Annotated in this window: 20 protein-coding genes and 3 pseudogenes; 12 read left to right on the top strand and 11 right to left on the bottom strand. The window is 70.2% G+C overall.

The window, feature by feature from the left end:
• Positions 1–217 precede the first annotated feature (217 nt).
• Positions 218–874, top strand: a complete 657-nt coding sequence (locus AWQ68_RS22955; RefSeq protein WP_066943468.1) for a LysE family translocator — start codon at positions 218–220, stop codon at positions 872–874.
• 175 nt (positions 875–1,049) lie between these two features.
• Here the strand turns inward: AWQ68_RS22955 and AWQ68_RS22950 are convergent, their stop codons facing one another.
• On the bottom strand, positions 1,050–2,006 hold the full coding sequence (locus AWQ68_RS22950; RefSeq protein WP_066943466.1) for a helix-turn-helix transcriptional regulator: 957 nt from the start codon (positions 2,004–2,006) through the stop codon (positions 1,050–1,052).
• Between the two features lie 62 nt (positions 2,007–2,068).
• On the opposite strand from AWQ68_RS22950, the gene AWQ68_RS22945 reads away from it, so the two are divergent.
• Complete coding sequence (locus AWQ68_RS22945; RefSeq protein WP_066943464.1) at positions 2,069–3,217, top strand: epoxide hydrolase family protein; 1,149 nt, start codon at positions 2,069–2,071, stop codon at positions 3,215–3,217.
• A 142-nt stretch (positions 3,218–3,359) separates the two neighbouring features.
• A complete protein-coding gene (locus tag AWQ68_RS22940; RefSeq protein ID WP_066943650.1) occupies positions 3,360–4,166 on the top strand; it encodes a MerR family DNA-binding transcriptional regulator in 807 nt (268 codons plus the stop codon).
• A gap of 357 nt (positions 4,167–4,523) precedes the next feature.
• Here AWQ68_RS22940 and AWQ68_RS22935 read toward each other — a convergent pair whose 3' ends face one another.
• Complete coding sequence (locus AWQ68_RS22935; protein WP_157545603.1) at positions 4,524–5,786, bottom strand: MFS transporter; 1,263 nt, start codon at positions 5,784–5,786, stop codon at positions 4,524–4,526.
• 381 nt (positions 5,787–6,167) lie between these two features.
• On the opposite strand from AWQ68_RS22935, the gene AWQ68_RS22930 reads away from it, so the two are divergent.
• Positions 6,168–8,429 (top strand): HAD-IC family P-type ATPase, encoded by a 2,262-nt coding sequence (locus AWQ68_RS22930; protein ID WP_245656047.1) that lies wholly within the window; start codon positions 6,168–6,170, stop codon positions 8,427–8,429.
• Here the strand turns inward: AWQ68_RS22930 and AWQ68_RS46370 are convergent.
• Entirely contained in the window at positions 8,380–9,048 is a 669-nt protein-coding gene (locus AWQ68_RS46370) for a helix-turn-helix domain-containing protein (RefSeq protein WP_444543172.1), read from the bottom strand. The two genes, AWQ68_RS22930 and AWQ68_RS46370, sit on opposite strands and share 50 nt — an antisense overlap.
• Positions 9,049–9,217: 169 nt before the next feature.
• On the opposite strand from AWQ68_RS46370, the gene AWQ68_RS22920 reads away from it, so the two are divergent.
• A complete protein-coding gene (locus AWQ68_RS22920; RefSeq protein ID WP_306306815.1) occupies positions 9,218–9,511 on the top strand; it encodes a glycosyltransferase family protein in 294 nt (97 codons plus the stop codon).
• Here AWQ68_RS22920 and AWQ68_RS22915 read toward each other — a convergent pair.
• Positions 9,416–10,648 carry an MFS transporter gene (locus AWQ68_RS22915; RefSeq protein ID WP_066943458.1) on the bottom strand — a complete coding sequence of 411 codons (1,233 nt, stop codon included), beginning with the start codon at positions 10,646–10,648 and terminating at the stop codon, positions 9,416–9,418. The two genes, AWQ68_RS22920 and AWQ68_RS22915, sit on opposite strands and share 96 nt — an antisense overlap.
• A gap of 328 nt (positions 10,649–10,976) precedes the next feature.
• Complete coding sequence (locus AWQ68_RS22910) at positions 10,977–12,236, bottom strand: MFS transporter (RefSeq protein ID WP_245656046.1); 1,260 nt, start codon at positions 12,234–12,236, stop codon at positions 10,977–10,979.
• Between the two features lie 32 nt (positions 12,237–12,268).
• Here AWQ68_RS22910 and AWQ68_RS22905 point away from each other — a divergent pair, with 32 nt between their 5' ends.
• Complete coding sequence (locus AWQ68_RS22905; RefSeq protein ID WP_066943456.1) at positions 12,269–12,634, top strand: MerR family transcriptional regulator; 366 nt, start codon at positions 12,269–12,271, stop codon at positions 12,632–12,634.
• Positions 12,635–12,716: 82 nt separating this feature from the next.
• Positions 12,717–13,028 carry a sigma-70 family RNA polymerase sigma factor family protein gene (locus AWQ68_RS22900; RefSeq protein WP_066943454.1) on the top strand — a complete coding sequence of 104 codons (312 nt, stop codon included), beginning with the start codon at positions 12,717–12,719 and terminating at the stop codon, positions 13,026–13,028.
• A 114-nt stretch (positions 13,029–13,142) separates the two neighbouring features.
• Here the strand turns inward: AWQ68_RS22900 and AWQ68_RS45990 are convergent.
• A pseudogene (locus AWQ68_RS45990) lies at positions 13,143–13,402 on the bottom strand (dihydrofolate reductase family protein); the annotation flags it as partial.
• A 935-nt stretch (positions 13,403–14,337) separates the two neighbouring features.
• Here AWQ68_RS45990 and AWQ68_RS22890 point away from each other — a divergent pair.
• Positions 14,338–14,481: pseudogene (locus AWQ68_RS22890) on the top strand (IMP dehydrogenase); the annotation flags it as partial.
• 138 nt (positions 14,482–14,619) lie between these two features.
• Positions 14,620–14,949: a hypothetical protein gene (locus tag AWQ68_RS22885; RefSeq protein WP_157545601.1), complete on the top strand. Its 330-nt coding sequence runs from the start codon at positions 14,620–14,622 to the stop codon at positions 14,947–14,949.
• A gap of 13 nt (positions 14,950–14,962) precedes the next feature.
• Here AWQ68_RS22885 and AWQ68_RS22880 read toward each other — a convergent pair whose 3' ends face one another.
• The 4 genes and pseudogenes from AWQ68_RS22880 to AWQ68_RS22865 all read right to left on the bottom strand — a co-directional run bounded on the left by AWQ68_RS22880 (position 14,963) and on the right by AWQ68_RS22865 (position 19,214).
• On the bottom strand, positions 14,963–15,925 hold the full coding sequence (locus AWQ68_RS22880; protein WP_084464305.1) for a tyrosine-type recombinase/integrase: 963 nt from the start codon (positions 15,923–15,925) through the stop codon (positions 14,963–14,965).
• Between the two features lie 274 nt (positions 15,926–16,199).
• Positions 16,200–16,883 (bottom strand): annotated as a pseudogene (locus tag AWQ68_RS22875) (helix-turn-helix transcriptional regulator); the annotation flags it as partial.
• 150 nt (positions 16,884–17,033) lie between these two features.
• Positions 17,034–18,446 (bottom strand): MFS transporter, encoded by a 1,413-nt coding sequence (locus tag AWQ68_RS22870; protein ID WP_066943447.1) that lies wholly within the window; start codon positions 18,444–18,446, stop codon positions 17,034–17,036.
• A 378-nt stretch (positions 18,447–18,824) separates the two neighbouring features.
• On the bottom strand, positions 18,825–19,214 hold the full coding sequence (locus AWQ68_RS22865; RefSeq protein ID WP_066943445.1) for a RidA family protein: 390 nt from the start codon (positions 19,212–19,214) through the stop codon (positions 18,825–18,827).
• Positions 19,215–19,281: 67 nt separating this feature from the next.
• Here AWQ68_RS22865 and AWQ68_RS22860 point away from each other — a divergent pair, with 67 nt between their 5' ends.
• Positions 19,282–19,887 (top strand): CGNR zinc finger domain-containing protein, encoded by a 606-nt coding sequence (locus AWQ68_RS22860; protein WP_066943443.1) that lies wholly within the window; start codon positions 19,282–19,284, stop codon positions 19,885–19,887.
• Positions 19,888–20,084: 197 nt separating this feature from the next.
• On the opposite strand, the gene AWQ68_RS22855 is transcribed toward AWQ68_RS22860, so the two are convergent.
• Positions 20,085–22,925: a Tn3 family transposase gene (locus AWQ68_RS22855; RefSeq protein WP_066943441.1), complete on the bottom strand. Its 2,841-nt coding sequence runs from the start codon at positions 22,923–22,925 to the stop codon at positions 20,085–20,087.
• Positions 22,926–22,985: 60 nt separating this feature from the next.
• On the opposite strand from AWQ68_RS22855, the gene AWQ68_RS22850 reads away from it, so the two are divergent.
• Both AWQ68_RS22850 and AWQ68_RS22845 read left to right on the top strand, forming a co-directional pair.
• Positions 22,986–23,180 (top strand): ferredoxin, encoded by a 195-nt coding sequence (locus AWQ68_RS22850; RefSeq protein ID WP_066943439.1) that lies wholly within the window; start codon positions 22,986–22,988, stop codon positions 23,178–23,180.
• A gap of 187 nt (positions 23,181–23,367) precedes the next feature.
• The gene (locus AWQ68_RS22845) at positions 23,368–23,955 is read left to right on the top strand and encodes a hypothetical protein (protein ID WP_066943437.1); all 588 of its coding nucleotides are present in this window, start codon (positions 23,368–23,370) and stop codon (positions 23,953–23,955) included.
• The last annotated feature ends 18 nt before the right edge of the window (positions 23,956–23,973 follow it).

The following is a 23,973-nucleotide window of genomic DNA, read 5'->3' as shown; positions in this document are numbered from 1 at the left end:
CTGTGCCACACGATCCGGTTGCGCAGGATCCAGCCGTCCTCGGTCAGCGCCCAGAAGATCCGGGCCGGGATCATGAACAGGCTTTGTAGGACGCCTCGCCCGCGGTGTTGGGATCTCCCCTGGCCCATTCGAGCACGCGGTCAGGAGGCTTTCCGTATGCCGCGTTCCACGCAAACGCGTTGAACGGGCAGTACACGCGCAACCATGATGAGCCCTCATGGACCTCATCTCCTCGCTGCCCGCCTTCGCCCTCGCCGTGGTGCTGATCTCCGCGTCACCGGGCCCGGCGATGGCGCTGATCCTGCGCCGCGCGGCCCTGCATGGCTTCTCCGGCGCGGTGCCCACGGTGCTGGGCCTGGAGGCGGGCCTGTACCTGTGGGCGTTGCTCGCCGCCGCCGGGCTCGCCACCCTGGTGGCCGCCTCAGAGGTGGCCTTCCTGGTCCTGCGCGTGGTGGGCGGGAGCTTCCTGCTCTACCTCGGGATCAAGGCCTGGCGCTCAGCCTGGCGCAGCCGCGACACAGGCGGGACGGTCGAGGAGGTGGCGGTCGCCGAACCGGAGCCCGGCTCGTCGCTGTCATGGTGGAGGGCGTTCGGCGAGGGGTCGGTGGTGATGCTGGCGAATCCGAAGATCGCCGCCTTCATGATCGCGTTCTATCCGCAGTTCGTTCCCGCCGACCGGCCACTGTTCGCCACGACCGCGCTGTTCGCCGTGCTCCAGGTGGCCCTCGAAATCGTTCTGTATCTGGCGCTGGCGGCCGCGGTCGGTCGGGCCGGCGCGTGGTTCCGCCGCCGGGTGATTCGGCGTCGGCTCGACGCGGTCAGCGGCACAGTCCTCGTCGCCCTGGGCCTACGCCTGGCGGCCGAGAGCCGCTGACGGTCAGACCGCTGAAGTTCGCCCCCGCGCAGCCGTTCGAGGGGCAACGGTCCGGACGGGCGTCCGAGCCGATTCGGGTGGGTCGTCATGGTCCCGATCACCGAACTCGCCCGGATCCCGCACGAGGAGCTGCGGGAGCTGCATTCGTGGGCTCCACCAACAAATCGGCATGGACTCAGGACGTGGAGGCCGCGTAGCGGGCGGCGAGAGTGCGCAGGTGGGCGACCAGCTCGGGCGGCTCGGTGACGACGAAGTCGGCGTTCAGCAGTCCCAGGTAGACGGCCAGCGTCTCGACGGTGTCGGCTCCGGTGTGCAGGACGCAGGTGTCGGCGTCGACGGCCTCGACGGTGCCGACCGCCGCGCTGATCCGGTCCGCCACGACCTCGGCGGGCGCGTGAACCGTGACCCGCGCCCGGTAGCGCCAGGCCGCGGCGGAGACCCGGCCCGAGACATAGTCCGCCACGTCGCCGTCGGGCAGGTCGCGGGGTGTGAAGCGGGGCCCGGTCGGCACGCGCGGTGTGAGGCGGTCCACCCGGAAGGTGCGCCAGTCGGCGCGATCCAGATCGAAGGCCAGCAGGTACCAGCGGCGCCCCCAGGTGACCAGCCGGTACGGCTCGACCTCGCGACGGACGGCCTCGCCCGCGTGGGTCGTGTAGTCGAAACGGAGCCGCTCGTGCGCGCGGCACGCGGCGGCGAGGGCGGTCAGGACCTCCGGGACCACCGCCGGTCCCGGGCGGTCGCTCGGCACCGGCACGGTGTAGGTCTGCAGCGTGTTGACCCGGTGCCGCAGCCGGGACGGCATGACCTGCTCCAGCTTCGCCAGCGCGCGCAGCGACGCCTCGGCGTTCCCCGCGACGCCGCCGGCGGCGGTGCGCAGCCCGACCGCCACCGCGACGGCCTCCTCGTCGTCCAGCAGCAGCGGCGGCATCGACGCGCCCGCGCCGAGCCGATAGCCGCCCGCCGAGCCGCGCGTGGCCAGAACGGGGTAGCCCAGCGACCGCAGCCGCTCGACGTCGGCGCGGACCGTGCGGCCGCTCACGCGGAGCCGTTCGGCCAGTTCGGCGCCCGTCCAGTCGCGGGGAGTCTGCAGGAGGGCGAGCAGGCGCAGCAGACGCGCCGAGGTTTCCAACATGGATCCCAGAATGCCGCACCATTAGGAACGAACCTCGCCTAAAGGACCGGCAGAGTTGCCTCATGAGCGAGATCCGCGAGTTCCGCATCGACGTCCCGCAGGCCGACCTCGACGACCTGGCCGACCGCCTGACCCGCAGCCGCTTCGCCGAGGAGCTGCCGTACGACGAGGTGACCGACGGTGTGCAGCGCGGCCCGATCCAGCCCGGCTGGGAGTACGGCGTGCCGGGCTCCTTCGTCCGTGACCTGGTGGCACGCTGGCGCGACGCCTTCGACTGGCGGGCCCAGGAGGCCAAGCTCAACTCCTTCCCGCAGTTCACGACGGAGATCGACGGCCAGACCGTCCACTTCGTGCACGTCCGCTCCCCCAGGCCCGACGCGGTCCCGCTCGTGCTCACCCACGGCTGGCCCAACACCTTCGTGGAGTACCTGGACCTGGTCGGCCCGCTCACCGATCCCGCCGCGTACGACGGGGACCCGGCCGACGCCTTCCATGTGGTGATCCCGTCGCTGCCCGGGTTCGGCTTCTCGGGCCACACCCGTACGAGGGGGTGGGACGCGGCCCGCGTCGCCGACGCGTGGGCCGAGCTGATGCGGCGGCTCGGTTACGAGCGGTTCGGCGCCCACGGCAACGACGCGGGCGCGATCGTCAGCCCCGAGATCGGCCGCCGCCACGCCGACCGCGTGCTGGGCGTGCACGTCAACCAGATCTTCTCGTTCCCCTCCGGCGACCCCGCCGAGCTGTCCGGCCTCACCCCCGAGGAGGAGGGGTACCTGCGGTTCCTCGGCGGCTTCGTCGAGCACTCGATCCACGACCGCGCCCAGCAGGCGCAGCCGCAGACCCTCGCGCACGCGCTGGCCGACTCCCCCGCCGGTCAGCTCGCCTGGATCGGCCAGCTCCTGGCCGGGGTGCCCGACCCCGACGTCATCTTGACCAACGCCACGATCTACTGGCTCACCAACACAGCGGCGTCTTCGGCGCGCTTCTACTACGAGAACCACCACGCCGAGCGCGCGACCGAGCCGACGACCTTCCCCATGGGGCTGGCCTCGTTCGCGTACGACTTCCGGCCGTTGCGGCGCTTCGCCGAACGCGACCACAAGAACATCGTGTCCTGGAACGAGTACGACCGCGGCAGCCACTGGGCCGCGCACGACGCCGCCGACCTGCTGGTCGACGACCTGCGCGGCTTCTTCCGCCGGTTCCGCTGACGTCCCCCCGGGGGCGGCGCCTCACCCGCCGCCCCCGAGACGTCGGCGTCGCGGTCGCGGCCTTCCGGGCGGGTTCGAGTGGCGGACCGGAGTGGCTCATGGTGGAACCTGCCCCAGGGGGAGGTCCCACACTGGTCGCGTGATGAGCATCGGTGAATTCGCGCAGTTGACAGGTCTGAGTGTGAAAGCCCTGCGTCTTTACGACGAGCGGGGCCTGTTGTCGCCCGCGATGGTGGACCCGTGGTCCCGGCACCGTCGCTATACCGCCGCCCAGTTCGAGCAGGCGCTCCGGTTGCGGAGCGCGCGCTCCGCCGACCTACCGCTGGCCGAGATGCCCGCGCTGATCGCGGACGAGGGAGGCGCGGCCGCGACGCTGGCGGCGCACCGCGCGAGACTCGCGGCCGAGCGGGAGCGCCAGGACGCCGCGCTCGACACGCTCGAACGGCTCCTGGCCGAGCCGGTGCAATGGGAGACGGAGGTGCGCCGGGCCGCGGCGCAGCACTGGGCCGGGGTGGTCCTTCCCGCGGACGGGAGCGACGACGACAGCGCGAACGAGCAGGCCAACGAGCTGTTCGCCCAGCTCTGGCAACGGCTGTCGGAGGCGGGCAACCCGCCGGTAGGGCCGTTCTGGACGACGATCAGGACCGCATCCGAAAGCGAGACCGAGATTCAGGTGCTCTGCTGCTGGCCGGTCGCCGCCCTGCCGCCGGGCGACTGGGACGTGGAATCGGGCACCATCGAGCCCGGCGCGGAGCTGGTCACCCGCTGGCGGTTCGATCAGGACGCTCCCGTCGTCGACGGCGCCGCGCATCCCGCGGTGCTGGCGCTGCTCGCCGCCGCCGAGCGGCGCGGCGCGAGCGTCTCCCTCGCCCAGGTACGGCAGATCGGCCTGCTCGACGAGGAGGGGCAGCCGGTGGGCGTGGAGGTGGCCGTCCGCCTGGCGGAGTGACCCGGGTTCGCCGCCCGGCGCGGGAGGCGGCAGCCGCGAGCTGTCGATCGCGACGGTTTCCCAGCCGGAACGCGTACAACCTCTCGGCGGCGGGCGCACCGCCCGGCGATCAGTCGCCTATTGGGGAGCTCCGATGGACCAGCAAGACGATGAGCACGTTCGGCGACATCCACGAGGTGGGCCCGGACCTGGCCACCCTGCTGGGGTTCGTGGCGGCCGGGAGGCTCTCCCCCGAGGTCGACTGGCACGGCTCCTGGGAGCGCGTCGCCGGGGCCGCCCGCGCGCTCCTGGGACCGGCGTATCGCGGGCAAGGCGGTCCTGGACGTGGCCGCCTTGGCGTGACCGCGGGGCACGTCGTTACAGGGACACGTGCTCCCTGCTCGGCGCCGCCACGATCTGGGGGCGAAGGCTGCCCAGCCGGATGAGCAGCAGCAGCGCCGCCAGCCCGATGGTCACCGGGGCAACGAGGAAGGCCACCGCGGCGCCGAAGCGGTCCACGAGCTGCCCGGCCGCCAGCGACCCCACCGCGATGCCGAGGCCGTTGGCCCCGATGAGCCAGGTGAACGCCTCGGTGCGTACGCCGTCGGGGACCAGTCCCTCGATGATCGTGAAGCCGGTGATCATCACGGGTGCGATGACGAACCCCGCCACCGCCGCGGCGGCGTAAAGGAGCGGGACGGTCTCCGCGAAGGTGAAGGCGAGGATCGTGACGGCCAGCAGGGGCAGGCCGGTCACCAGCCTGACCCTCGCGCTCACCGCCCAGTTGACGGCCCCGTAGAGGAACCCGCCGACGGCGCTGGCCGCCCCGAGCGTGCCGTAGACGGCTCCGGCCAGTCCGGGCCGGCCCAGCTCGGCGGTCAGCGAGGTCACGCCGACCTGGAGGCTGCCGAACACCGACCCCATGGCGAGGAACGCGACGGCCACCAGGGCGACGCCGCGCAGGCCCAGGACACCGCCTGCGGAACGTACGCGTGCCGGGCGCGGCTCCGGCGCGGCCGTACGGACGGCGGCGAAGAGCAGCGTGCCCACGACGCTCAGGGCGAGGGCGACGAGCAGCGCCACCACCGGCGAGTACGCGGTCGCCAGGCCCACGAGCAGCACGGGCGCGAAGGTGAAGGTCAGCTCGTCGGTGATGGACTCGACGGCGAAGGCGGTGTTGAGGGTGGAGGCGCCGCCCAGGCGGTGCGCCCACCGGGCCCTGACCATCGCGCCGACCTGCGGCGCCGACCCGCCGACGAGCGCGGCGGTGATCACGAGCAGCGGGAGGGGGACGTGCGCGGCGGCCAGGATCAGCAGCGCGCCGAGCGCCAGCGCGTGGACGGCGGTCTGCGGCACCAGGACGCGCGCCTGGCCGTGGCGGTCGGCGAGCCGTCCGGTCTGCGGCCCGGCGAGGGCCTGCGTGACGGCGGCAGCGGCCGCGGCGAGGCCCGCCGCGCCGTACGAACCGGTGGACCACCGCACGAGCAGCAGAACGCCCATCTGCACCATCGCGAAGGGCAGACGGGCGACGAGCGCGGGCGCCAGGAACCGCCAGGCCCCCGGTGTCGCCAGAACGTTCAGATAGGACTTCATGGTCTCCGTCCAGGTGGCGACGGAGAGCCCGGAGGAGCTCACCGTCATGGTGGGCTTCGACCGGGGTTGTTACCGACACTGCAGGGGGTCGGCCGCCGAGCGGTCTTTCGGTGGCGGAACGTCCCTTGCTCGGGGGAACATTCCATTCCGGACGATATCAGTGCTCGTGCCGGGACGCGGCGCGGGCCGAGATCGACCCGCGACGGCGGCGCAGACCGGGCGGATCACGGCGCGGCCGAGTATGGGATGAAGCACATCGCGGTCGGGCGAAGCCGTCCGAGCTGCGCGATCGTGGAGGAATCTGATCGTCGTCGCGCCGAATTCCCCGCGCGTCTCCTAGCCTTGAGATCTGCCGAATCCAGGTGCTTATGGGGGGATCGATTGGACGGGCTCACGTCAGCGCAGGTCGCCACGTCGAAACGCAACGACGTGCCGCGCAGATCCAGCCGATCTCTCGGCGCGATCGTCAGAGCCAACGTCCTCACCTTGTTCAACCTGGTGATCGCCGTTCTCTGGCTGCTCATCATGATCTTCGGAGAGTGGAAGGACGGGCTGTTCGGCCTGGTCATCGTGGCCAACTCGCTGATCGGCATCGTGCAGGAGCTCCGCGCCAAACGGACCCTCGACCGCCTGGCCGTGGTCAACGAGGCCCCGGTCAGAGTGCGCAGGGACGGCGCGGAGCGGGAGATCGAGCCGCGCGACATCGTGCTCGGCGACCTCATCCTGCTCGGGCCCGGCGACCGGCTGCTGGTGGACGGCGAGGTCGTGGCGTCCGAGGGGCTGGAGGTCGACGAGTCGCTGCTGAACGGCGAGGCCGATCCCGTGCACAAGGAGCCGGGCGACCAGGTGCTGTCGGGCAGCTTCGTCGTCGCGGGCTCGGGCGCGTTCACCGCGACCAGAGTCGGCGAGGACGCCTACGCCGCGCGCCTGACCGCCGAGGCCAGCAAGTTCGCCCTGGCCAGCTCGGAGCTGCGCGACGGCGTCACCCGCTTCATCAAATACATCACCTGGCTGGTCGTCCCCATCGGCGCGCTGCTGATCTACAGCCAGGTCAGCCACCACGCCGACTTCGGCGCCGCGATCACCGGCGCCGTGGCCGGCATCGTCACCATGATCCCCGAAGGGCTGGTGCTGATGACCAGCATCGCCTTCGCCGTCGGCGTCGTCCGCCTGGGCCGCCGCAAGTGCCTGGTGCAGGAACTCCCCGCCATCGAGGGCCTGGCCAGGGTGGACGTCCTGTGCCTGGACAAGACCGGCACCCTCACCGCGGGCGGCATGGATCTCGACGAGGTGCTGCCCCTGCGCGACGGCGAGCCGGTCGAGGACGCCCTGGCCGCCCTCGCCAACGCCGACCCGCGACCGAATCCCACCGCCCAGGCCATCCAGGCCCGCTACCCCTCGGCCCCGCCCGGGTGGGCGGCCAGGGAGCGGATGCCCTTCTCCTCCGCCCGGAAGTGGAGCGGCGCCGACTTCGACGGCCACGGCGCGTGGCTCCTCGGTGCTCCGGACGTCCTCATCGACCCCGACAGCTCCGCGTACGCCAGGGCGAGCGACCTCGCCGCCACCGGCGCCCGCGTGCTCGCCCTCTGCCGCGCGCCCGGCCTGGACGGTCAGGACGCCGAGGCCGTCGCGCTCGTCACGCTCGCGCAGCGCCTGCGCCCCGACGCCCGGGAAACCCTGGCCTACTTCGCCAAGCAGGGCGTCACCGTGAAGGTCATTTCCGGCGACAACCCGCAGGCGGTCTCCGCCATCGCCACCGAACTCGGCATCCCCGGCGGTGACAGGGCGGTCGACTCGCGTACCCTCCCCGAGGACGACCCCGACAAGCTCGCCGAGATCCTCGACTCCAACACGGTCTTCGGACGGGTCACCCCGCACCAGAAGCGGATGTTCGTCGGCGCGCTCCAGTCACGCGGCCACGTGGTGGCGATGACCGGCGACGGGGTCAACGACGTGCTGGCGCTCAAGGACGCCGACCTCGGCATCGCGATGGGCGCGGGCAGCCCCGCCACCAAGGCGGTCGCGCAGGTGGTCCTGATGGAGAACCGCTTCGCCACACTCCCCCACCTGGTCGGCGAGGGACGCCGGGTGCTGGCCAACATCGAGCGCGTCTCGAACCTGTTCCTCACCAAGACCTTCTACGCGCTCACGCTGTCGCTGCTCACCGGGCTGACCGGGCTGGCCTTCCCGTTCGCGCCGCGGCACTCCACCCTGGTCAACGCGCTCACCATCGGCGTCCCCGCCTTCTTCCTCGCGCTGGCGCCCACGATCCAGCGGGCCCGGCCGGGGTTCGTGCCGAGGGTGCTGCGCTTCGCCGTACCGGCAGGCGTGGCATGCGCGGCCGCGGTGCTCGCGTCCTTCTGGGCCGCGCACCTCCCCGAGTCCTCACTGGAACAGGACCAGACGTCCGCCGTCATCACCCTGTTCCTGGTCACCTGGTGGGTGCTCGTGATGGTCGTACGCCCCGGGACCGCGTGGCGGCTGGGTCTGGTCGCGGCCATGGCGGGGCTCTTCGTGGCCGCCCTCGCCGTGCCGTACGTACGTGACTTCTTCGCCTTCGACTTCGACGGCCTGTACGACATCCTGATCGCCGTCGGCATCGCCGCCGTCGGGGCCGTGGTCACCAGCCTCGCCGTCAAACTCACGCCGCCCCTGGTCCGGACCGACAAATCGTCCACCCCGTCCGGTTGAGCCGCGGGTCGCTTCGAGATCGCGGGGCGGCCGAGGCCGTCAGCTGCGCCTGGTGTTCACGGCCGTGTCCTGGCGCTGCTCGGTCTGCCTGCGTGGCCGGTTGTCCGTGTGGTCGAGGGTGACGGCCCAGCTGGCGAGGAGTCGCAGGGCGTCGTTGGAGGGGGTGTCCGGGGCCGGCGGCGCGGGCCAGGTCGAACAGGTGGGCGCGTTCGGCGTCGTCGAGGTGGAGGGCTCGGACCACGGCGTTGAGGACGTCGTCAGAGACGCCGGTGATGTGGCCTTTCTCGAGACGGGTGTACCACTCGGTGCTCACGCCGGCGAGCACGGCGACTTCCTCGCGTCGGAGTCCGGGCACCCGGCGGCGTCCTCCGGAGGGTAGCCCGACCTGCTCAGGCGTGATCTTGGCACGCCGGGTGGCGAGGAAGTCGCGGATCTCGTCTCGGTTGTCCACGCCTTCACTGTATGTATCGGGCGAGGGAGGAGGGGGGAGGTTGTCCCCCCGATAAACCGGACCTCCCGCGCGCGAGATGAAGCCGGTTTCCTCGTTGTTGCCATAAGCAGGCACGGCATACGGCCATACAGCCGTCGCCGGACGAAAGCCGAGAGCCGGCGGTGGCATATGTGGGGTGTCGGTAAGAACGCTGTCATAGGCCCCAAACGGTGTTGATCTGGGCTGGTGAGAGGCCCGATGCAGAGTCCTGATCAGCCGATCAGTCAGGTCTCAACAAGGTTTCATCGGCGCGCTGCAGGCCGACCTGCCCGCCCTGCGCCCGGCTGAGCTGGCCCGGGTGCTTCAGGCGGCAGAGGAGTTCGAGCAGGCCTTCGTCCCCGATGCGCTCGACGTGGGCACGACCTTCTACACCGGCACGCCGTTCACACCGCGTTTCGGCGGCGAGTCGAGAGCCAAGCACCTCGCGGGCGGCGCCAAGGAGCTGCGGCTCGACGACATCGACTCGGTCAGGCGCGACGTCGACACCCCCGACGACCTACGCGCGGCTGTCCTCCTTGGCGTCGGCGTCCACACGGCCGCCGTCGTCCGTGATCTTGAGCTTTCGTACGGCGGGAGCCAGCACGAAGGGTAGGTTGGCCGCCGCGGTGCCGAGGCAGGCGATCCACAGGAGCTGGTGAACGGTGACCGCCTCGCCCAGCAGGCCGCCGACGACACCGCCGAGCGGCAGCGAACCCCACATGAGGAAGCGGAGGCTGGCGTTCATCCTGCCGCGCAGGGCTTCTGGGCAGATCGCCTGGCGGTAGCTGCCCTGGGCGACGTTGTACATGACCGCGACCAGGAAGATGAGCGCCATGCCGATCGGGTAGAGGGCGAGCCGCCAGCCTGGTCCTGTGAAGGCGACGAGCACGTTGAGCGGGATGATGAGAACGGCTGTGCCGTACATCGTGGGGCCGTGACCGTAGCGGGCGATCACGCGTGGCGCGAGGAGCGCGCCCAGCAGGCCGCCGGCCCCCGCGCCCGAGATCATCAGGCCGTAGGCCGTCGCGCTCACGCCCAGCTCGTCGACCAGGTACAACGGCTGGACGATGGCCCAGATGCCGTTGATGAACATGTTCATGGCGCCGACGAGGCCGATCAGGCGCAGGATGGGGTGGCCGAGCACGTAGCGCAGGCCCTCCATGAGGCTCACGCGCCCCCCGGAGGGGGTCTCCTCGGCCTTGACGGTCGCCAGGAAGGTGGCGGAGATCATGTAGCTGACCGCGTCGGCCACGATGGCGATGGGCGCCGTGAGCGCCTGCACGAGCCAGCCGCCGAGCCCGGGGCCGAAGAGCACGGCGAGGCTGCGCACGGACTCCAGGGTTCCGATGCCCTTGGGCAATTGCTCCTTGGTCACGATGGAGGGCAGGAAGCTCAGGTGGGCGACGTCGAAGAAGGCCGTGCCGATGCTGACGATCACGGCGACCGCGTAGAGCTGCGCCAGCGTGAGCGCGTCGAACAGCGCGGCGATCGGGATGGAGGCCAGGGACACTGCGCGCAGCACGTCGGCCGTCACCAGGATGGGCTTCCTGCGCAACCGGTCGACCCACACGCCGGCGGGCAGCCCGAAGAGGAGGAAGCCGATCATCTCGGCGGCGCTGAGCAGGCCGAGCTGGAACGGGCCCGCGTCGAGCACCAGCAGCGCGACCAGCGGGAGGGCCACGCGCGTGACCTGGGTGCCGAACTGGCTGAAGCCGTCGGCGGTGACGTAACGACGGAAAGCGGGGGGCATCTGATCTACCCTAGGGGTGTTGGCGCTCTGCGAATTTTCAGCGAGCGGCATCAGCGGGGTGGGGGCTCTGACGCTTTCTCTGTGGAGCAATCACTCGCTGTTGCGCAGGCTCCTTGTGGCTTGACGTACGTGATCTCGCTTACGTAACTATCCGCACATGAGTGCGGTCGTCCCGTAATGATCCGTTCTGCCACGAACTGATCATGCGAAACGACCGCGAGGCCCATCATGGGGTGTCGGCATGAACGCTGTCATAGGCCCCAAACGGCGTTGATCTGGGCTGGTGAGAGGCCCGATGCAGAGTCCTGATCAGCCGATCAGCCAGTTCTCAACAAGGTTGATCATGCTCGGGGAGCCTCGGCGGCTGTGATCGAGCGGCCGGGGCTTCACGATCAGAGCGCAGCAGGATCGAGACGACAACAGCGCTGATCACGGCACCGAGACCGAGGTAAGGCAGGTGTGCCGCACTGAGCCCGGCAGTGAGGGTGGTGCCGCCGAGCCATCCGGCGGCGGCGATTCCGATGTTGAACGCGGAGCTGTTGACAGCGAGGGCGAGATCGGGCGCGACGCCATCTGCGTGGGTCGCGATCCAGGTGTTCAAGGGCGGGAACGTGGAGAAGTAGGTCAATCCGACCAATGCCAAGCCCGCGACCGCCCCCACTGTGCTCCCGCTGATGAGGCCCGCAACGAGTAGGGCGAGGCCGGTTCCGGTGAGCGTCATGGTGAGGGCCTTGCTGAGGCCGTGGTCGGCGAGCCTGCCGCCGAGAACGTTGCCCGCAAGACAGGCCGCACCGTAGACGAGCAGCAGCGGAGCAACTGTTTTCTCCCTGATCCCGGTGTTCGTGAGGAACGGCACGGCGAAGGTGAGCAGGGTCATCGCGCCCAACCCAGCCAGTGCGCTCATTGCGACTCCACCGTTCACCGATCGGCGAGTGAGGACGCGCAGTGATCGCCGGCCAGTCTCGCCGCGCGGGGTGCGATCGTCGGGGAAGACGGCAAACACGATCAGGAGCGTGAACCCGACGAGGACGGCGATGAGAGCGAAGGTCCATTGCCACCCGAGGGTTTCTGACAGGGCGTTGCCGATGGGCACCCCGATCACCGTGGCGACGCCGAGGCCCAAGGTGATGCGCCCGACGGTACGCCCGCGCTGTTCTGCTGGTGCGAGGCGGAGAGCGGTGAGCATGAACGCGACCAGCACCGGAGTGTGCAGTGCTCCGGTGACGATCCTGGCCGCCATCAGCAGCGGGTACGTCGGAGCACAGACCGCCAGCACTGTTCCGGCGGCATACACGACGATTGCCGTGATCGTCAGTCTGCGCAGCGGCATCCGTGCGGTCAGCAGGGCAAGCACCGGGCCGGCGATCACGGCGGTTCCCGCGTAGGCCGTCACGAGCAGCCCCACATCGGAAACCGGCACTGCGAATGCCTCGGACAGGCGCGGTAGGACGCCGGCGATGACGTTCTCCGAGGTGCCCAGCGCGAAGGCACCGAGCACGAACGCGAACGACAGCAGGCGTGGCACCCCGACCGGCGGAACAGAGGTGGAGCAAGGAGCGGACATGCCCTCGACGCTAAAGTCTGACATGGACGTGAGAGTCAAGTCCGAAAGGAGTCGGGATGCGGATTGGTGAGTTGTCGCGACGTGCCGGGGTGAGCATCCGGTCGTTGCGGTACTACGAGGAACAGCACCTGCTCCAACCGACGCGACTGCCCAGCGGATACCGCGTCTACGACGAGGCCGACGTGATCCGCGTGCAACGCGTCCGAGCGCTCTTGGCCGCCGGGTTGAGCACCCGCAAGATCGAGCGCATCCTGCCCTGCCTCACCCAGCACGACGACGGCCTCGCGCTGACCTGCTCCGATCTCTACGACGAGCTCGTCGCCGAACGAGACGAACTCCTTGAGCGGATCGACACGCTGCGCACCTCGGTCGACGCACTGGAGACCGTGATCTCTGCAAGCCCGAGACCTGTCGCTGCGTGACGCAGCGGCTTGACTCTCACACTGACGTGAGGATTTAGCGCCGGATCCCTGTTCTTCACGCACTTTCACGTACGACGGGCTGATGGCCCTGCTGCGCGACGATCTGCGCTTCGCGATGCTGCCCGACCCGGGCACCTTGATCGTCACGGCCGAGGACGCGGTGGATGGCTGGGTCTCCAGTGGGCTCTTCCAGCGCGGCTACGACGACTGGCGCTGCATCGCCACGACGGTCAACCGCATGCCTGCCGCCGCGCTGTACCTCCGCACCCCCGACGACCCGGAATACCGTTTGTTCACCATCGCGGTCCTGCACATCGTCGACGGGAAGATCGCCGAGCTCACCGGATTCGACGCCACCGACAAACCATGGCTGGGCCTGCCCGCGACGATGTGATCAGGCAAGTCCCCATCGTCGACGAGTCCAGCGCACGGGCCGGCGTTACCGAAGTCACCGCGGAGTGAGCACCCCGACCAGCTGAACACCAACGCGGCAACGCGAACACCACCGCCCCGCCGGCGTTGCCGGCGGGGCGGCGACCAGCGCGTACTCGTCGATCAGCCCGGCCCGCATGGCCGCCCCGGCGAGCGTCGCGCCGCCGATGTCCATCGGGCGCCGTCCTCGGCCTTGAGCCGGGCGATCTCGGCGACCGCGTCGCCGGTGACCAGGCGGGTGTTCCAGTCGACCTTGTCGATCGTCGATGAGAACACCACCTTCGGCATGTCCCGCCAGAGGCGCGCGAACGCGATCTCCGCCGGGGTGGCGTTGGGCCGCTGTGGGAGCGTCTGGTGTGTCACCCACCGTGAGGGGCGCTGGATGTCGCGGCAGTCCAAGACCGAGCTGTATGCGGCGCTCCGGCGTGATGTGCGGGCGGGCCTGTCGATCCGCGCGGTGATGCGCAAGCACGGGGTCTCGCATCCGACCGTGCGCAAGGCTTTGGAGTCGGCGTGGCCGCGGCCGCGGAAGAAGATGGCTCCGCGTGCGTCGCTGCTGGACCCCTTCAAGCCGGTGATCGATGCCATGCTGGGGGCTGACTGGATGCGCCACGCAAGCAGCGCCACACGGTCAAGCGGATCTTTGATCGGCTGGTGGACGAGCACGGTGCGCAGGTGTCCTATGGGATCGTGCTCCGCTACGTCGCCGAGCGCCGCCCACAGATCCGGGTGGAGGCCGGCCGGGGACCGGTCGAGGCCTACATCCCCCAGACGCATCGACCCGGCGCCGAGGCAGAGGTCGACTTCGGTGATGTGACGGTGCGGATCGGCGGGCAGCAGGTGACCTGCTACCTGTGCCAAACGCGAGGCATACCCGGAAGCCGTCGAACAGGCCCACGCCGACTTCGCCGCCCTCCAGGTCGGCGAAAGTCCCTGGACCCCGCCCCGCTGCTCCTGACCGAGCGTCACTCTGATTACAGAGAGCTACTTGTCACTTCACCGTAGCTTCGGGAGAACAGGGCCTGGGTGGGCGTCGACTGGTCGGGATCTTGTAACGGTTTGGCCGCTGTGGGTGAGGTGATGGTGGGTTCGCCCTACGTTGCGGGTTATGCCGGTGGAGTTCCTGACGGATGATGAGGCAGCGGCAGTCGACGGCCCTGATCCGCAGCCGGGCCCCCTTCCCGGCCGATCCACAGGTCTCAAGCATTGCTCGACAGGGTCACCGGAGGTAGCAGGTGGAACGGGGCGCCCTGATCGCGGGCAGGTACGAGCTGACCGAACTGCTCGACCTGATCTGGGACCGGAAGATCGACCCCGGCAGGGTCTTCGACCTCGAGCTGCCCCTCGACCAGGCCGCCGACGGCTACAAGGCGATGGACGAGCGCCGCGCCATCAAGGTGCTCCTCCACCCGTAGGCACGAACCCGCGACCGCCCGCCGCGGCACGACTCGGGGTCCCGGTAGTAATGAAGAAATTTCCAACGAAGTAGCCTCTGACCTGCGGTGGTCCTGGGCAGCAATGACTAAGGTCTCGATTCGCTTACGGTGTGGACCATGAGCGACGACGACCCTCAATTCGGGTACGGCGCGGGCGGGCGGCCGTTGTGGACGGTGCGGGATCGGGACGCGGAGGTCATCCGCACGGTGCTGCGCAAGGCGGGCAGTCGGAAGTTCAGCGAGCGCCACGGCGGGTTCGTCGTCGAGGGTGGGCAGGACGGCGCGCCGTTCGCCATCGCCTGCGCCGACGACGCTGACATCGCGGTGCGGGAACTGGCCCGTTATGAGGAGGCGCTGCGCAAGGTCGGCTACCGACTCCAGCGTGATCCCGATGATGATCAGACGCTGCTGGCGTGGCCGACGGGTGACCCTATGAGGTCATCGTGATGGGGGCTTGATTTCAGCGGATGCGGCGGCGCCGGGCGGGGTCTGCTTCGGCGGTGATGCGGGCGGAGGTCTCTTCGCCCAGGCGGACGTAGCGGCCGAGGCTGGCCAGGTGCTGGTGGCGGCTCTTGGCCTGTAGTTCGGGCGCGGTGCGGCCGGCTTGTGCGAGGTGCTGCAGCGCCGAGTGGCGGAGCTGGTGCAGGGTCCGCCCCTGGCGGTGCGGGTCGAGCGTGGCCGAGGCGGTCTTGAACAGGTATTCGGCGCGCGGGTAGGACAGTCGGCCGCGTTTGGTGACCGGGTCGATGTCGTCGGCCGCCGGCGCGCGGCGGCCGGAGGCGGGGGCGCGCCGGTCGGCCAGGAACACCGGCCCCGTGGTGCGGCCACCCAGCAGGCGGGGCAGCAGCCGGGCCGTCGTGGTGGCCCAGTGCACGTACTCGACGGTGCCGCCCTTGCTGGTGACGCGGGCGCGGCGGAACTCCAGATCGAGGTCCTCGACGTTGAGGGTGAGGATCTCCTCGGCGCGGGCTGCCGTGTCGTACAAGAGCCGCCACAGGACCCGCTCGCGCAGGGCGTGCGCAGGGTCGGTGAAGAGCGCGTCCAGCCGGGTGCGCGGGATGGCGCGGTCGCCGCGGCGGGCGCTCTTGCGGCGCTCCAGCCGACGGGCGGGGTTGGTGGCCAGCAGTTCCTGGCGCTGGGCCCAGGCGGTGAAGGAGCATAAGGCGGACAGGTGCCGGTTCCAGGTCGCGGCGGCTGCGGTGTGCCAGCGGTCCATGACCGCGGCGTAGTGCTCGGGGGCCAGCGCGGCGACGAGATGCTGCGTGCCGACTACGGCGGTCAGCCGGGCGAGGGTCTCGGCGTAGCCGACGCGGGTGGTGGCCGAGGTGAGGGAGTCGAGAAAGCGCTCGACGGCGGCCGCGGTCGTCGGGTCGGTGGCCGGGTCGGGCTGGCTCGGCTGGCAGGGGAAGGCCACGACGGACATGGGGCCGTCCTCCTCCGAGGCGATGTGACACATAATGTTGCCGAGTCGCGGTCGCGGCGTTGGATGCTGAGCTGGGCTGACGCGACCCGCCGACTGTCAGTGTGACAGATAATTGGAGTTCTGTGTCACACTGCGGAGCGTGAACGCTACCCCGTGCCCGCCATGGGATTCTCCGCCCCTTGCCAAACGGCCGAGTAATCAGGACGACGTTCTGCCGACGACAAATAGCTCAGAACTCCCCCTCCGCTTCTGAGTACCTTCGGGCGGCAGCCTCCGCGTCGGGCGCCGCGCGTGGGCGGAAGCGCCAGGTCCGTACAGACACCTCGGTCATCCGGTCGATGCGGAAGCTGCGCCAGTCGTCGCGATCGAGGTCGTAGGCGAGCAGGTACCAGCGCCGGTCGGACGCGACGAGGCGGTAGGGCTCGACCCGCCGCCGACGCACCTCGCTCCCGGACGGGTAGTCGAAGCCGGCCTCGACCTCATCGCGGCAGGCTCTGACCAGCATCATCAACACCTCGACGGCGTCGGCCGGCGCACGCCCTCCGCCAAAGGGCTCCACCGAACCGGAGAGCGCGCGCACCTCGTGCCGCAACCGGGTGGGCAGCACCCGGTCAAGCTTGGTCAATGCCCGGAGTGCGGCGTCGCCGGCGCCGGCGACCGCGCCACCCGCACCGGCGAGCAGCGAGACCGCAGTGGCGATCGCCTCCTCGTCGTCGAGAAGCAACGGCGGCAGCTCCTGCCCCGGGCCGAGCCGGTAGCCGCCGCCGACACCCTGGCCGGCATGCACCCGATAGCCGAGCCTGCGCAGCCGCCCGACATCACGCCGTACCGTGCGCGGCGTGACCCCGAGCCGGTCGGCGAGCTCGGGGCCGGTCCAGTCCTGACGCTGCTGCAGCAGCCCGAGCAGGGCGAGCACCCGCTCCGTCGTGCCCCGCTCGTCACCGCTTGCCACGTCCATGTCACCCGCTCTGCCAGAGATGGCGGACCGATTCTGTCCGCCAGAGATCAAAGAGTTCCTTCTCAGAGAGCTCCCAGTAACTGACCGCCTCGCCTACCGGCAAGATCGCGGCGACGCTAGCCGCACTTCTCTTGACGACGATTGCGCGCATCAGGCACGTTCCTTCGAGGTATTCGGCAGAGCGAGCACGGCCGCCGCCCCGGCGGTTACGACGCCGGCGCAGACCCAGAACGCCATGGCGTACCCAGAGGTCGGCGCGCCGGTGTGGGCCGCGGCCAGGGTGGTCAGCGCGGCCAGGCCGAGCGAGCCGCCGACCTGGCGGGAGGAGTTGAGGATGCCGGAGACCAGCCCCGCCTCGCCGGGGCCGACTCCGGCCGTGGCGGCCATGGCGATCGGCGCGGAGGTGAGGCCCATTCCGCCGGTGATGAGCACGCCCGGCAGCACGATGCCGGTGAGCAGGCCGCTTTCTGGTGTGATGGTGGCCTGCCAGGCGAAACCCGCAGCCGAGATCAGCGCGCCTACGGCCAGCAGCGGACGCAGGCCGATCCGGCCGACCAGCCGCGGCGTGGCCTTGGAGGCGACGATGATGGCGAGGGTGTGTGGCAGGAACGCCAGGCCCGTCTGTAGCGCGCTGTAGCGCAGTACCTGCTGCATGTAGAGAGACAGGAAGTACCAGACCGCGAAGCCCGCGGCGCCCAGCAGGAACTGCACGAGGAGCGCGCCGGACACCGAGCGGGCTCGGAAGATCCGCAGCGGCATCAGCGGCGCCCGTGCGAATCTGGCCTGTACCAGGACGAACGCGGCCAGCGCCAGTACGCCCACCCCCATCGGGATCAGCGTGCGCGCCGAACCCCAGCCGTACGCGGGGGTCTGCAGCACCCCGAACTCCAGCGCAGACAGTCCCACCGTCACCGTGATCGCACCGGTCAGGTCGAGCCCGTGGGTACTGACGTCGCGGCTCTCGGCGAGCAGGCGCAGCGCGGCGACGATCGCGACCACCCCGATCGGCGCGTTGATCAGCAGGATCCAGCGCCACGACAGGTAGTCCGTGAGCAGCCCGCCGGCGAGCGACCCCGCCGCCCCGCCAGCCGCTCCGACCGCGCCCCAGGTGGCGATGGCCCTGGCCCGCGCCGGCCCGGCGGGGATCGCGGTAGTGAGGATCGTCAGCGTGGCCGGGGCGACCACGGCCGCACCGAGCCCCTGGATCGCCCGTGCGGCGATCAGCAACTCCGGCGTGGTGGCGAGCCCGCCGGCCAGGCTGGCGATCGCGAACACGGCCAGGCCTGCGACGAAGGTGCGCCTGCGTCCGAACAGGTCGGCCGCCCGGCCTCCCAGCAGCAGGAACCCGGCGAAGGTGAGGATGTAGCCGTTGACCACCCATTGCAGCCCCTCCGCACCCAGGCGGAGGTCGGATTCCATGGCGGGCAGCGCGACGTTGACGATCGACACGTCGAGGACCATCATGAACTGCGCCAGGCAGACCAGCCCGACGATCGGCCAGACGGGGGCGGGCGGCTGGACGGTGCTCGGCCCGGACGGTGGTGCATCAGTTGCGTTCGTCATGATCCGAGATCTCGTTAATGGTCCAGCGGGACCATGGCTTCGTGATGTGAAGTCGTTAGTAGTCGCGAAAGCAGCAGCGGTGTCGGATCGCTTCACGATCCGACACCATGAGCCGCAGCCGGGCGCGGGCCCAGCGCACGAGCTTGCCGGAGCAACCGTCCTGGGTCACACCAAGCGAATGAGCGCGGGGCCGGAAGCGGGACCAGCGGCTCGACCGCCCGCCGGACGGGCATCTGCCGCCTCGGGTCCGGAGCGCGCATGCTGACGGATGCTCTCCATCCGGTCGTCGCTGTTGGATCGCACTCAGCATCAATCCTGGCCAATCCGACGACCGGTGGATGGTCCCGCCCCTAGAAATAGCCCGCGCCGGCGGGGGTCTTACACGACGGCGACGGCGTCGATCTCGACGAGGAACCCGGGGCCCAAGCCGGCCACGACGTGGACCGTGATGGCCGGCGGCGGGTCGGCCCGGTTCCACACCTCCTGGAAGGCGGCCACACCCTCGTCGAACGTGTGACCGTCGACCACGGCGATGCGCCAGTGCACGATGTTCGCCAGGCTCGCCCCCTCGCTCTCCAAAATGGTCGCGAGGTTGCGGAATACCTGCCTGGCCTGATCCCCGACCGTGGGACCGACGACCTTGCCGTCGGCGCCGACGCCGTTTTGCCCGCCGATGTAGATCGTCTTCGCCGGCTGTTCGACCACGACGGCCTGGCTGAAGGCCGGGCTGCGATGAAGCCCCTCAGGGTTGATGTGCCGTACGCCCATGTACTTCCCCCTTAGATGCTGAAACCAGTTATAGAGGTTTCGTTGTGACACCAGTTATAGTGGTGTCATGCGAGTGAACGCAACCGGACGGGTGCTGCACGACCCCAAGGGCGGGTCGTTCCGGTTCGACGCCGGCGCCGTCTGCCTCGACTTCGCCCACACGGGCGGCGAGGGCCAATACGCGATATTCGAGACCCTCCACGAGCCTGCCGACCTCGCTGAGTGGCTGGCCCAGCCGCCACTAGTGACAGTCATGACGGCCACCGTGACCGCCCGCGAGCTGACTACGGCCAAGGCCCTGCGCCAGGCGATCTGGGACGCGGCCCACGCCCGGGCGGCGCGCCGCCCCATGCCCGCCGAAGCGATCGCGATCATCAACCGGGCCGCGACCGCGGCGCCACTGATCCCCGAACTGGCCGCCGACGGCACCACCGCCGGATGGGCGCCGCCAGTGCGGGCCACGCAAGCGCTGTCGACCCTGGCACGGGAGATGATCGAACTGCTGTCCGGGCCGCTCGCCGAACGCATCCGCGAGTGTGCCAGCGACAACTGCCCGTTGGTGTTCGTCGACACCTCCCGCCCCGGCGCCCGCCGCTGGTGCGCGATGGAACGCTGCGGCAACCGCCACAAGCTCCGCGCCCTGCGCGCCCGCCAGGCCGGGCCTGGCGAGTAGCTCGTTGTCGGCGGCCGTCTGGGAGAACACGGTCTTCACCCGCGCCGCCGTGGCGTCGTCCAGCACGTACGGCTTGGCCAGGCCGCTCACCCGGACCGGGCCGCAAGCGTTAGGGGGTGGCCCGCGCCCGGCGCAGGCCACCCCCTAAGATCAACCGCCTGTGCCATCCCCCTGCATGGAGCGCGGCGCAGGGCCGATCAGGGCGTCAGCCCCATCTCGCGCAGTTGCGCGGGCCGCAGCGGCCGCCATCCGCTGGTGTCGAGCTTGGCCAGTTCCGCCTCGACGTCGACGTTGATGACGCCGAAGAAGTTGATGTTGTCGCTGTGGCCGGGCGAGATGTGCGACAGGATCTCGTCCGGCACGTCCCGGCCCTGCGAGCGCAACTCCAGCACCGCCCGAGAATAATATTCGGTCGTCCAGGCGACCACGGAGTTGGTCAAGACGGTCAGGCACCACGCCTGCTCGGTCTGCTGTTCCAGGTGCGGGCGGGTGATGGTGCCCTGCTGGGCATAGTGCAGGTCGCGTCGCAGCGCGTGCAGGCTCTCGCCCTTGTTCAGTTGCCGCGAGATCTTCCTCCTGAAGGCCGGGTCCGACAGGTATTTGGCGAGGTGGACGGTCCTGCGCAGCATTCCCCACTCCTTCAGGGCGGCGGCCAGGGTGTTCTGCCGGGAGGCGGCCGACCACTTGCCGACGATCAGCGACGCGGTGGCCTGGCCGTACTTCAACGAACCGGCCATCCGCAGCAGGTCCGGCCAGCAGTCGGCCACCAGGTCCTCATTCCAGCGCGCGCCCAGCAGCGGCCCGGCATGCGGGTAGCGCTTGGCGATCTCGGTCGGGGTGTCGTCGCGCACCAGGGTGACCCGGGTCAGGTCCCGCATCCGCGGGGTGAGGGCCTTGCCGACCAGGTCGAACAGTGCAAAGTTGATCAGCGTGGCGCCGTGTGTATCGGTCGCGTGCTCGACGATCGGCAGGTCGGTCGCGTTGCCGAGGAAGTCGTCCAGGACGAAGTGCGCCTCCCGCGCCGTCGGTACGATGATCTTCGTGCCGTAGGTGGACCACTGATCCGAGACGTGGGTGTAGGTCGACAGCACCTGACCGCCGTGGATGACCATGTTCCGGCCGGTCAGAGTCTTACCCCGGACCGGGAAACGCTGGCCGTCGGATGAGCTCATGGTGCCGCCGCCGAACACCTTGGCCAGCTCCAACTGGTAGTGGTGATCGACGATGACCGTGTTGGCCTCGCGCAGCGTCTCCTCCCGCACGTACCACTCCATCGTCCAGGCCAGCACGTCATACGACACCCCACATGCCTCCGACATCCGTGCCAGGCCCAGGTTCGTGGCCATCGCGATCAGCACAGCGAGGATGTTGCGCTTGGTCTCCGCCGATGTGGCCAGCTTGCGCCCGCCGGCGTGGGTGAAGCAGTCCAGGAAGCCGGTGCGGGCGTCCAGCTCGATCAGCAGCGAGGCGATCGGCGCGAACGGCAGCATCGCGGCCAGCTCGTCCCTCAGCTGCTTGGCCTCTGCCGGCACGTCCTCGGCCGACAGCGGCGGTACCACCAGATGCGCCTCCTCATCCAGCCGGACCGTGCCGGCGTCGTCGGATGAGGCGCCGGCCAGCGTCTGCTCCAGCTCCGCCAGGGCGGCGTGCAGCTCCTGCTTGCCCTGCTCCAGCGCGTCGGTCGCGTTGGCGGGTTTGCCCACCAGGCGGCAGTACTCGGCCTGCTTGGGCGTCCACTGCTCGGGGGTGTACAGGTAGGTGGCCGGGTCGGCGTAGCGGCGCGAGCCGGGCACGAACACATCCCCGCTGCGCAGCCCGTCGCGCAGGCACAAGATCACGCAGAGCTCCCAGTAATGCCGGTAGGCGGTGTCCTCGCCGGACTTGCGGGCCTTGTCGAGGTAGTCGGCGTACTTTGCGGGCACGAAGCCGGTCGGCGCGCCCGCGGGCACCTTGCGGCCACTGGTCCGGTTCAGCTCCTTCAACAGGGCCACCGCCTCCATCAGCTCGCCCGTGCCCGGCCCGCCCTGGAAGTCGATCGCGGCCAGCACGATCGGGGTGAACTGACGCAGGTAGGTGTAGGAGGGCTCCAGCTCCGACAGCCGACCGTGATCCCTGGGCAGCGGCTTCCACGCATCGGAGGTGATCTCCCGCAGTCGCTGCATGCCGATCCGCTCGCGCAGCATCCCGCCCACCTCATCGTCGGGGATCGACGGGTCGGCCAGCGCGGGCAGGATCTCCTCCATCAGCAGCTGCCGTGTCTCGCCCTTCTTGGCCCGCTCGATCAGCGCCTCGTCCGTCTTGGACTTCGCCCGTGACTCCCGCGCCGAGACGGCCTGGTCGAACAGGGCCACCACCTCATCGAGCTGGTCGATGGCGGCTTGGGCCACGAACGCCAGCAGGATCGGGAACTTGCGCTCCTTGCGCCGCTCCAGGCCCTGGTTCGTCGAGCGGCGCGCGACCTGGGCCAGGAACCGGCGTCGTTCGTTCGGCAGCACCGACACATCCATCTGGTGGGCGTCGATCGCGCGCAGCCAGGTCAGCTTGTCGATCGCGGTCTTCACCGAGGTCGCCGAGGCATCCCGGGCCGGGCTGACCAGCCACTCCAGTCGGGTCATCCCCAGCCCCGCATCCACCAGCAGCATCCGCTCCAGGTCGGCGCGGACCTCCTCCGTCAGCAGGTGCCCCACCAATTGCGAGGTCAGATCGGAGGCGCCCTTGCGGGCCGTGCCGACCATCTTGGCGAGGACCAGCGCGCCGGGCCGGATCACCTTGGCCGCCATCAGATACTCGCGCGCCAGGTTGAACAGCAGCGTCGGCGAGTCGTGCTCCATCGCCCGATCCAGCAGGAACTGCTCCAGCTCCTTCATCGCCTGACCACCCGCCGGGGCGGTCTTCCACTCCAGGTACTCGGCGGCCTGCGCCAGATGGTCCGAGCGGGTCTGCGCACGTTGCCCGTACAACGACAACGCCGCCGGCGACACGCCCAGCCGCTCCGCGACGGAGCGGGTGGAGGGGCTGGCCGTCGGCGGCCTGCGCACCGTCCCGGTCCGCTGGTGAGCCGGCGCCGCCCTACCCGTCCGGACAGAGAGGAACCCGCGGTGAAGGTCACCGTCGACGAAGACAAGTGCTGCGGCGCCGGCCAGTGCGTACTGCTCGCGCCGGAGGTGTTCGACCAGCGCGACGACGACGGCATCGTCGTCCTGCTCGACCCCGAGCCCGGCGCGGACCGGCACGCCGCCGTCCGTGAGGCCGCCGCCGTCTGCCCCGCGGCCGCCATCGAGCTGATCGAGTAGGTGCGAGGAGGCCGGTCGGGTGGCGAAGTGACCACCTCCGCCACCCGACCGAAGCCGCTGTCCCTTTCCCACGCATTCCAGCCGACCCCCGTAATAAGGTGCCGCAGGAAGATCGATAGGACGCGTGACGGTGAGGGGGACGGATGAAGCCACAGGAACCCGATGGACTGCTCGCCGAGCACGCCGGATGAGGCAGGGCCGGGTCGCGGCGCGCGCGGTGACGGAGGTGTTCGCGCCCGCCCCTCTGGTGATCGGGCTGCCGCTCGTCGTGGGTGCCACGACGAACGGCTGGGCGGGCGTCGCATGGGGCGCGGTCGCCTCCGGCCTGTGCGGAGGCATCCCCGCCGTGGTGATCTGGGCGGGCGTACGGTCGGGCCGGTTCACGGACCGGCACATCGGCGACCGGAAGCAGCGGCCATGGCTGATCGGCGTGATCGTCGCTCTGGTGGTCGTCACCCTGCTGTTGCTCGCCGCCCTGGGCGCGCCGCGGGTGATGGTGGCCGCCGTCGCGGCGATGCTCGCGACGCTCGCGATCGTGGGTCCGGTCACCCACTGGTGGAAGATCTCCTTCCACACGGCGGTGGCCTCCGGCAGCGTGGTGTTCCTCGCCCATATCTGGCCGGCCCTGCCGGTATATCTCGTGGGCGGGCTCCTGGTCGCGGTCATCGCGTGGGGGCGGGTACGGCTCGGCGATCACACGGCGGCGCAGGCGGTCGCCGGGGCGGCGGCCGGCGCGGCGGCGACGTGGGGGACGCTCGCCGCGCTGGTGCCCTGACACTCGCCGGCCGTTCCG

The organism is Microtetraspora fusca, from assembly GCF_001570365.1.
Taxonomy (GTDB): domain Bacteria; phylum Actinomycetota; class Actinomycetes; order Streptosporangiales; family Streptosporangiaceae; genus Microtetraspora; species Microtetraspora fusca.
The sequence above is the reverse complement of the archived record's forward strand: the minus strand, read 5'-3'. Positions and strand labels throughout refer to the sequence as shown.

Coding starts and splice junctions, on each gene's coding strand:
- AWQ68_RS22955 (WP_066943468.1), top strand. CDS start 218: ATGGACCTCATCTCCTCGCTGCCCGCCTTCGCCCTCGCCGTGGTGCTG.
- AWQ68_RS22950 (WP_066943466.1), bottom strand. CDS start 2,006: ATGTTGGAAACCTCGGCGCGTCTGCTGCGCCTGCTCGCCCTCCTGCAG.
- AWQ68_RS22945 (WP_066943464.1), top strand. CDS start 2,069: ATGAGCGAGATCCGCGAGTTCCGCATCGACGTCCCGCAGGCCGACCTC.
- AWQ68_RS22940 (WP_066943650.1), top strand. CDS start 3,360: ATGAGCATCGGTGAATTCGCGCAGTTGACAGGTCTGAGTGTGAAAGCC.
- AWQ68_RS22935 (WP_157545603.1), bottom strand. CDS start 5,786: ATGACGGTGAGCTCCTCCGGGCTCTCCGTCGCCACCTGGACGGAGACC.
- AWQ68_RS46370 (WP_444543172.1), bottom strand. CDS start 9,048: ATGCCACCGCCGGCTCTCGGCTTTCGTCCGGCGACGGCTGTATGGCCG.
- AWQ68_RS22915 (WP_066943458.1), bottom strand. CDS start 10,648: ATGCCCCCCGCTTTCCGTCGTTACGTCACCGCCGACGGCTTCAGCCAG.
- AWQ68_RS22910 (WP_245656046.1), bottom strand. CDS start 12,236: ATGTCAGACTTTAGCGTCGAGGGCATGTCCGCTCCTTGCTCCACCTCT.
- AWQ68_RS22905 (WP_066943456.1), top strand. CDS start 12,269: ATGCGGATTGGTGAGTTGTCGCGACGTGCCGGGGTGAGCATCCGGTCG.
- AWQ68_RS22900 (WP_066943454.1), top strand. CDS start 12,717: ATGGCCCTGCTGCGCGACGATCTGCGCTTCGCGATGCTGCCCGACCCG.
- AWQ68_RS22885 (WP_157545601.1), top strand. CDS start 14,620: ATGAGCGACGACGACCCTCAATTCGGGTACGGCGCGGGCGGGCGGCCG.
- AWQ68_RS22880 (WP_084464305.1), bottom strand. CDS start 15,925: ATGTCCGTCGTGGCCTTCCCCTGCCAGCCGAGCCAGCCCGACCCGGCC.
- AWQ68_RS22870 (WP_066943447.1), bottom strand. CDS start 18,446: ATGACGAACGCAACTGATGCACCACCGTCCGGGCCGAGCACCGTCCAG.
- AWQ68_RS22865 (WP_066943445.1), bottom strand. CDS start 19,214: ATGGGCGTACGGCACATCAACCCTGAGGGGCTTCATCGCAGCCCGGCC.
- AWQ68_RS22860 (WP_066943443.1), top strand. CDS start 19,282: ATGCGAGTGAACGCAACCGGACGGGTGCTGCACGACCCCAAGGGCGGG.
- AWQ68_RS22845 (WP_066943437.1), top strand. CDS start 23,368: ATGAGGCAGGGCCGGGTCGCGGCGCGCGCGGTGACGGAGGTGTTCGCG.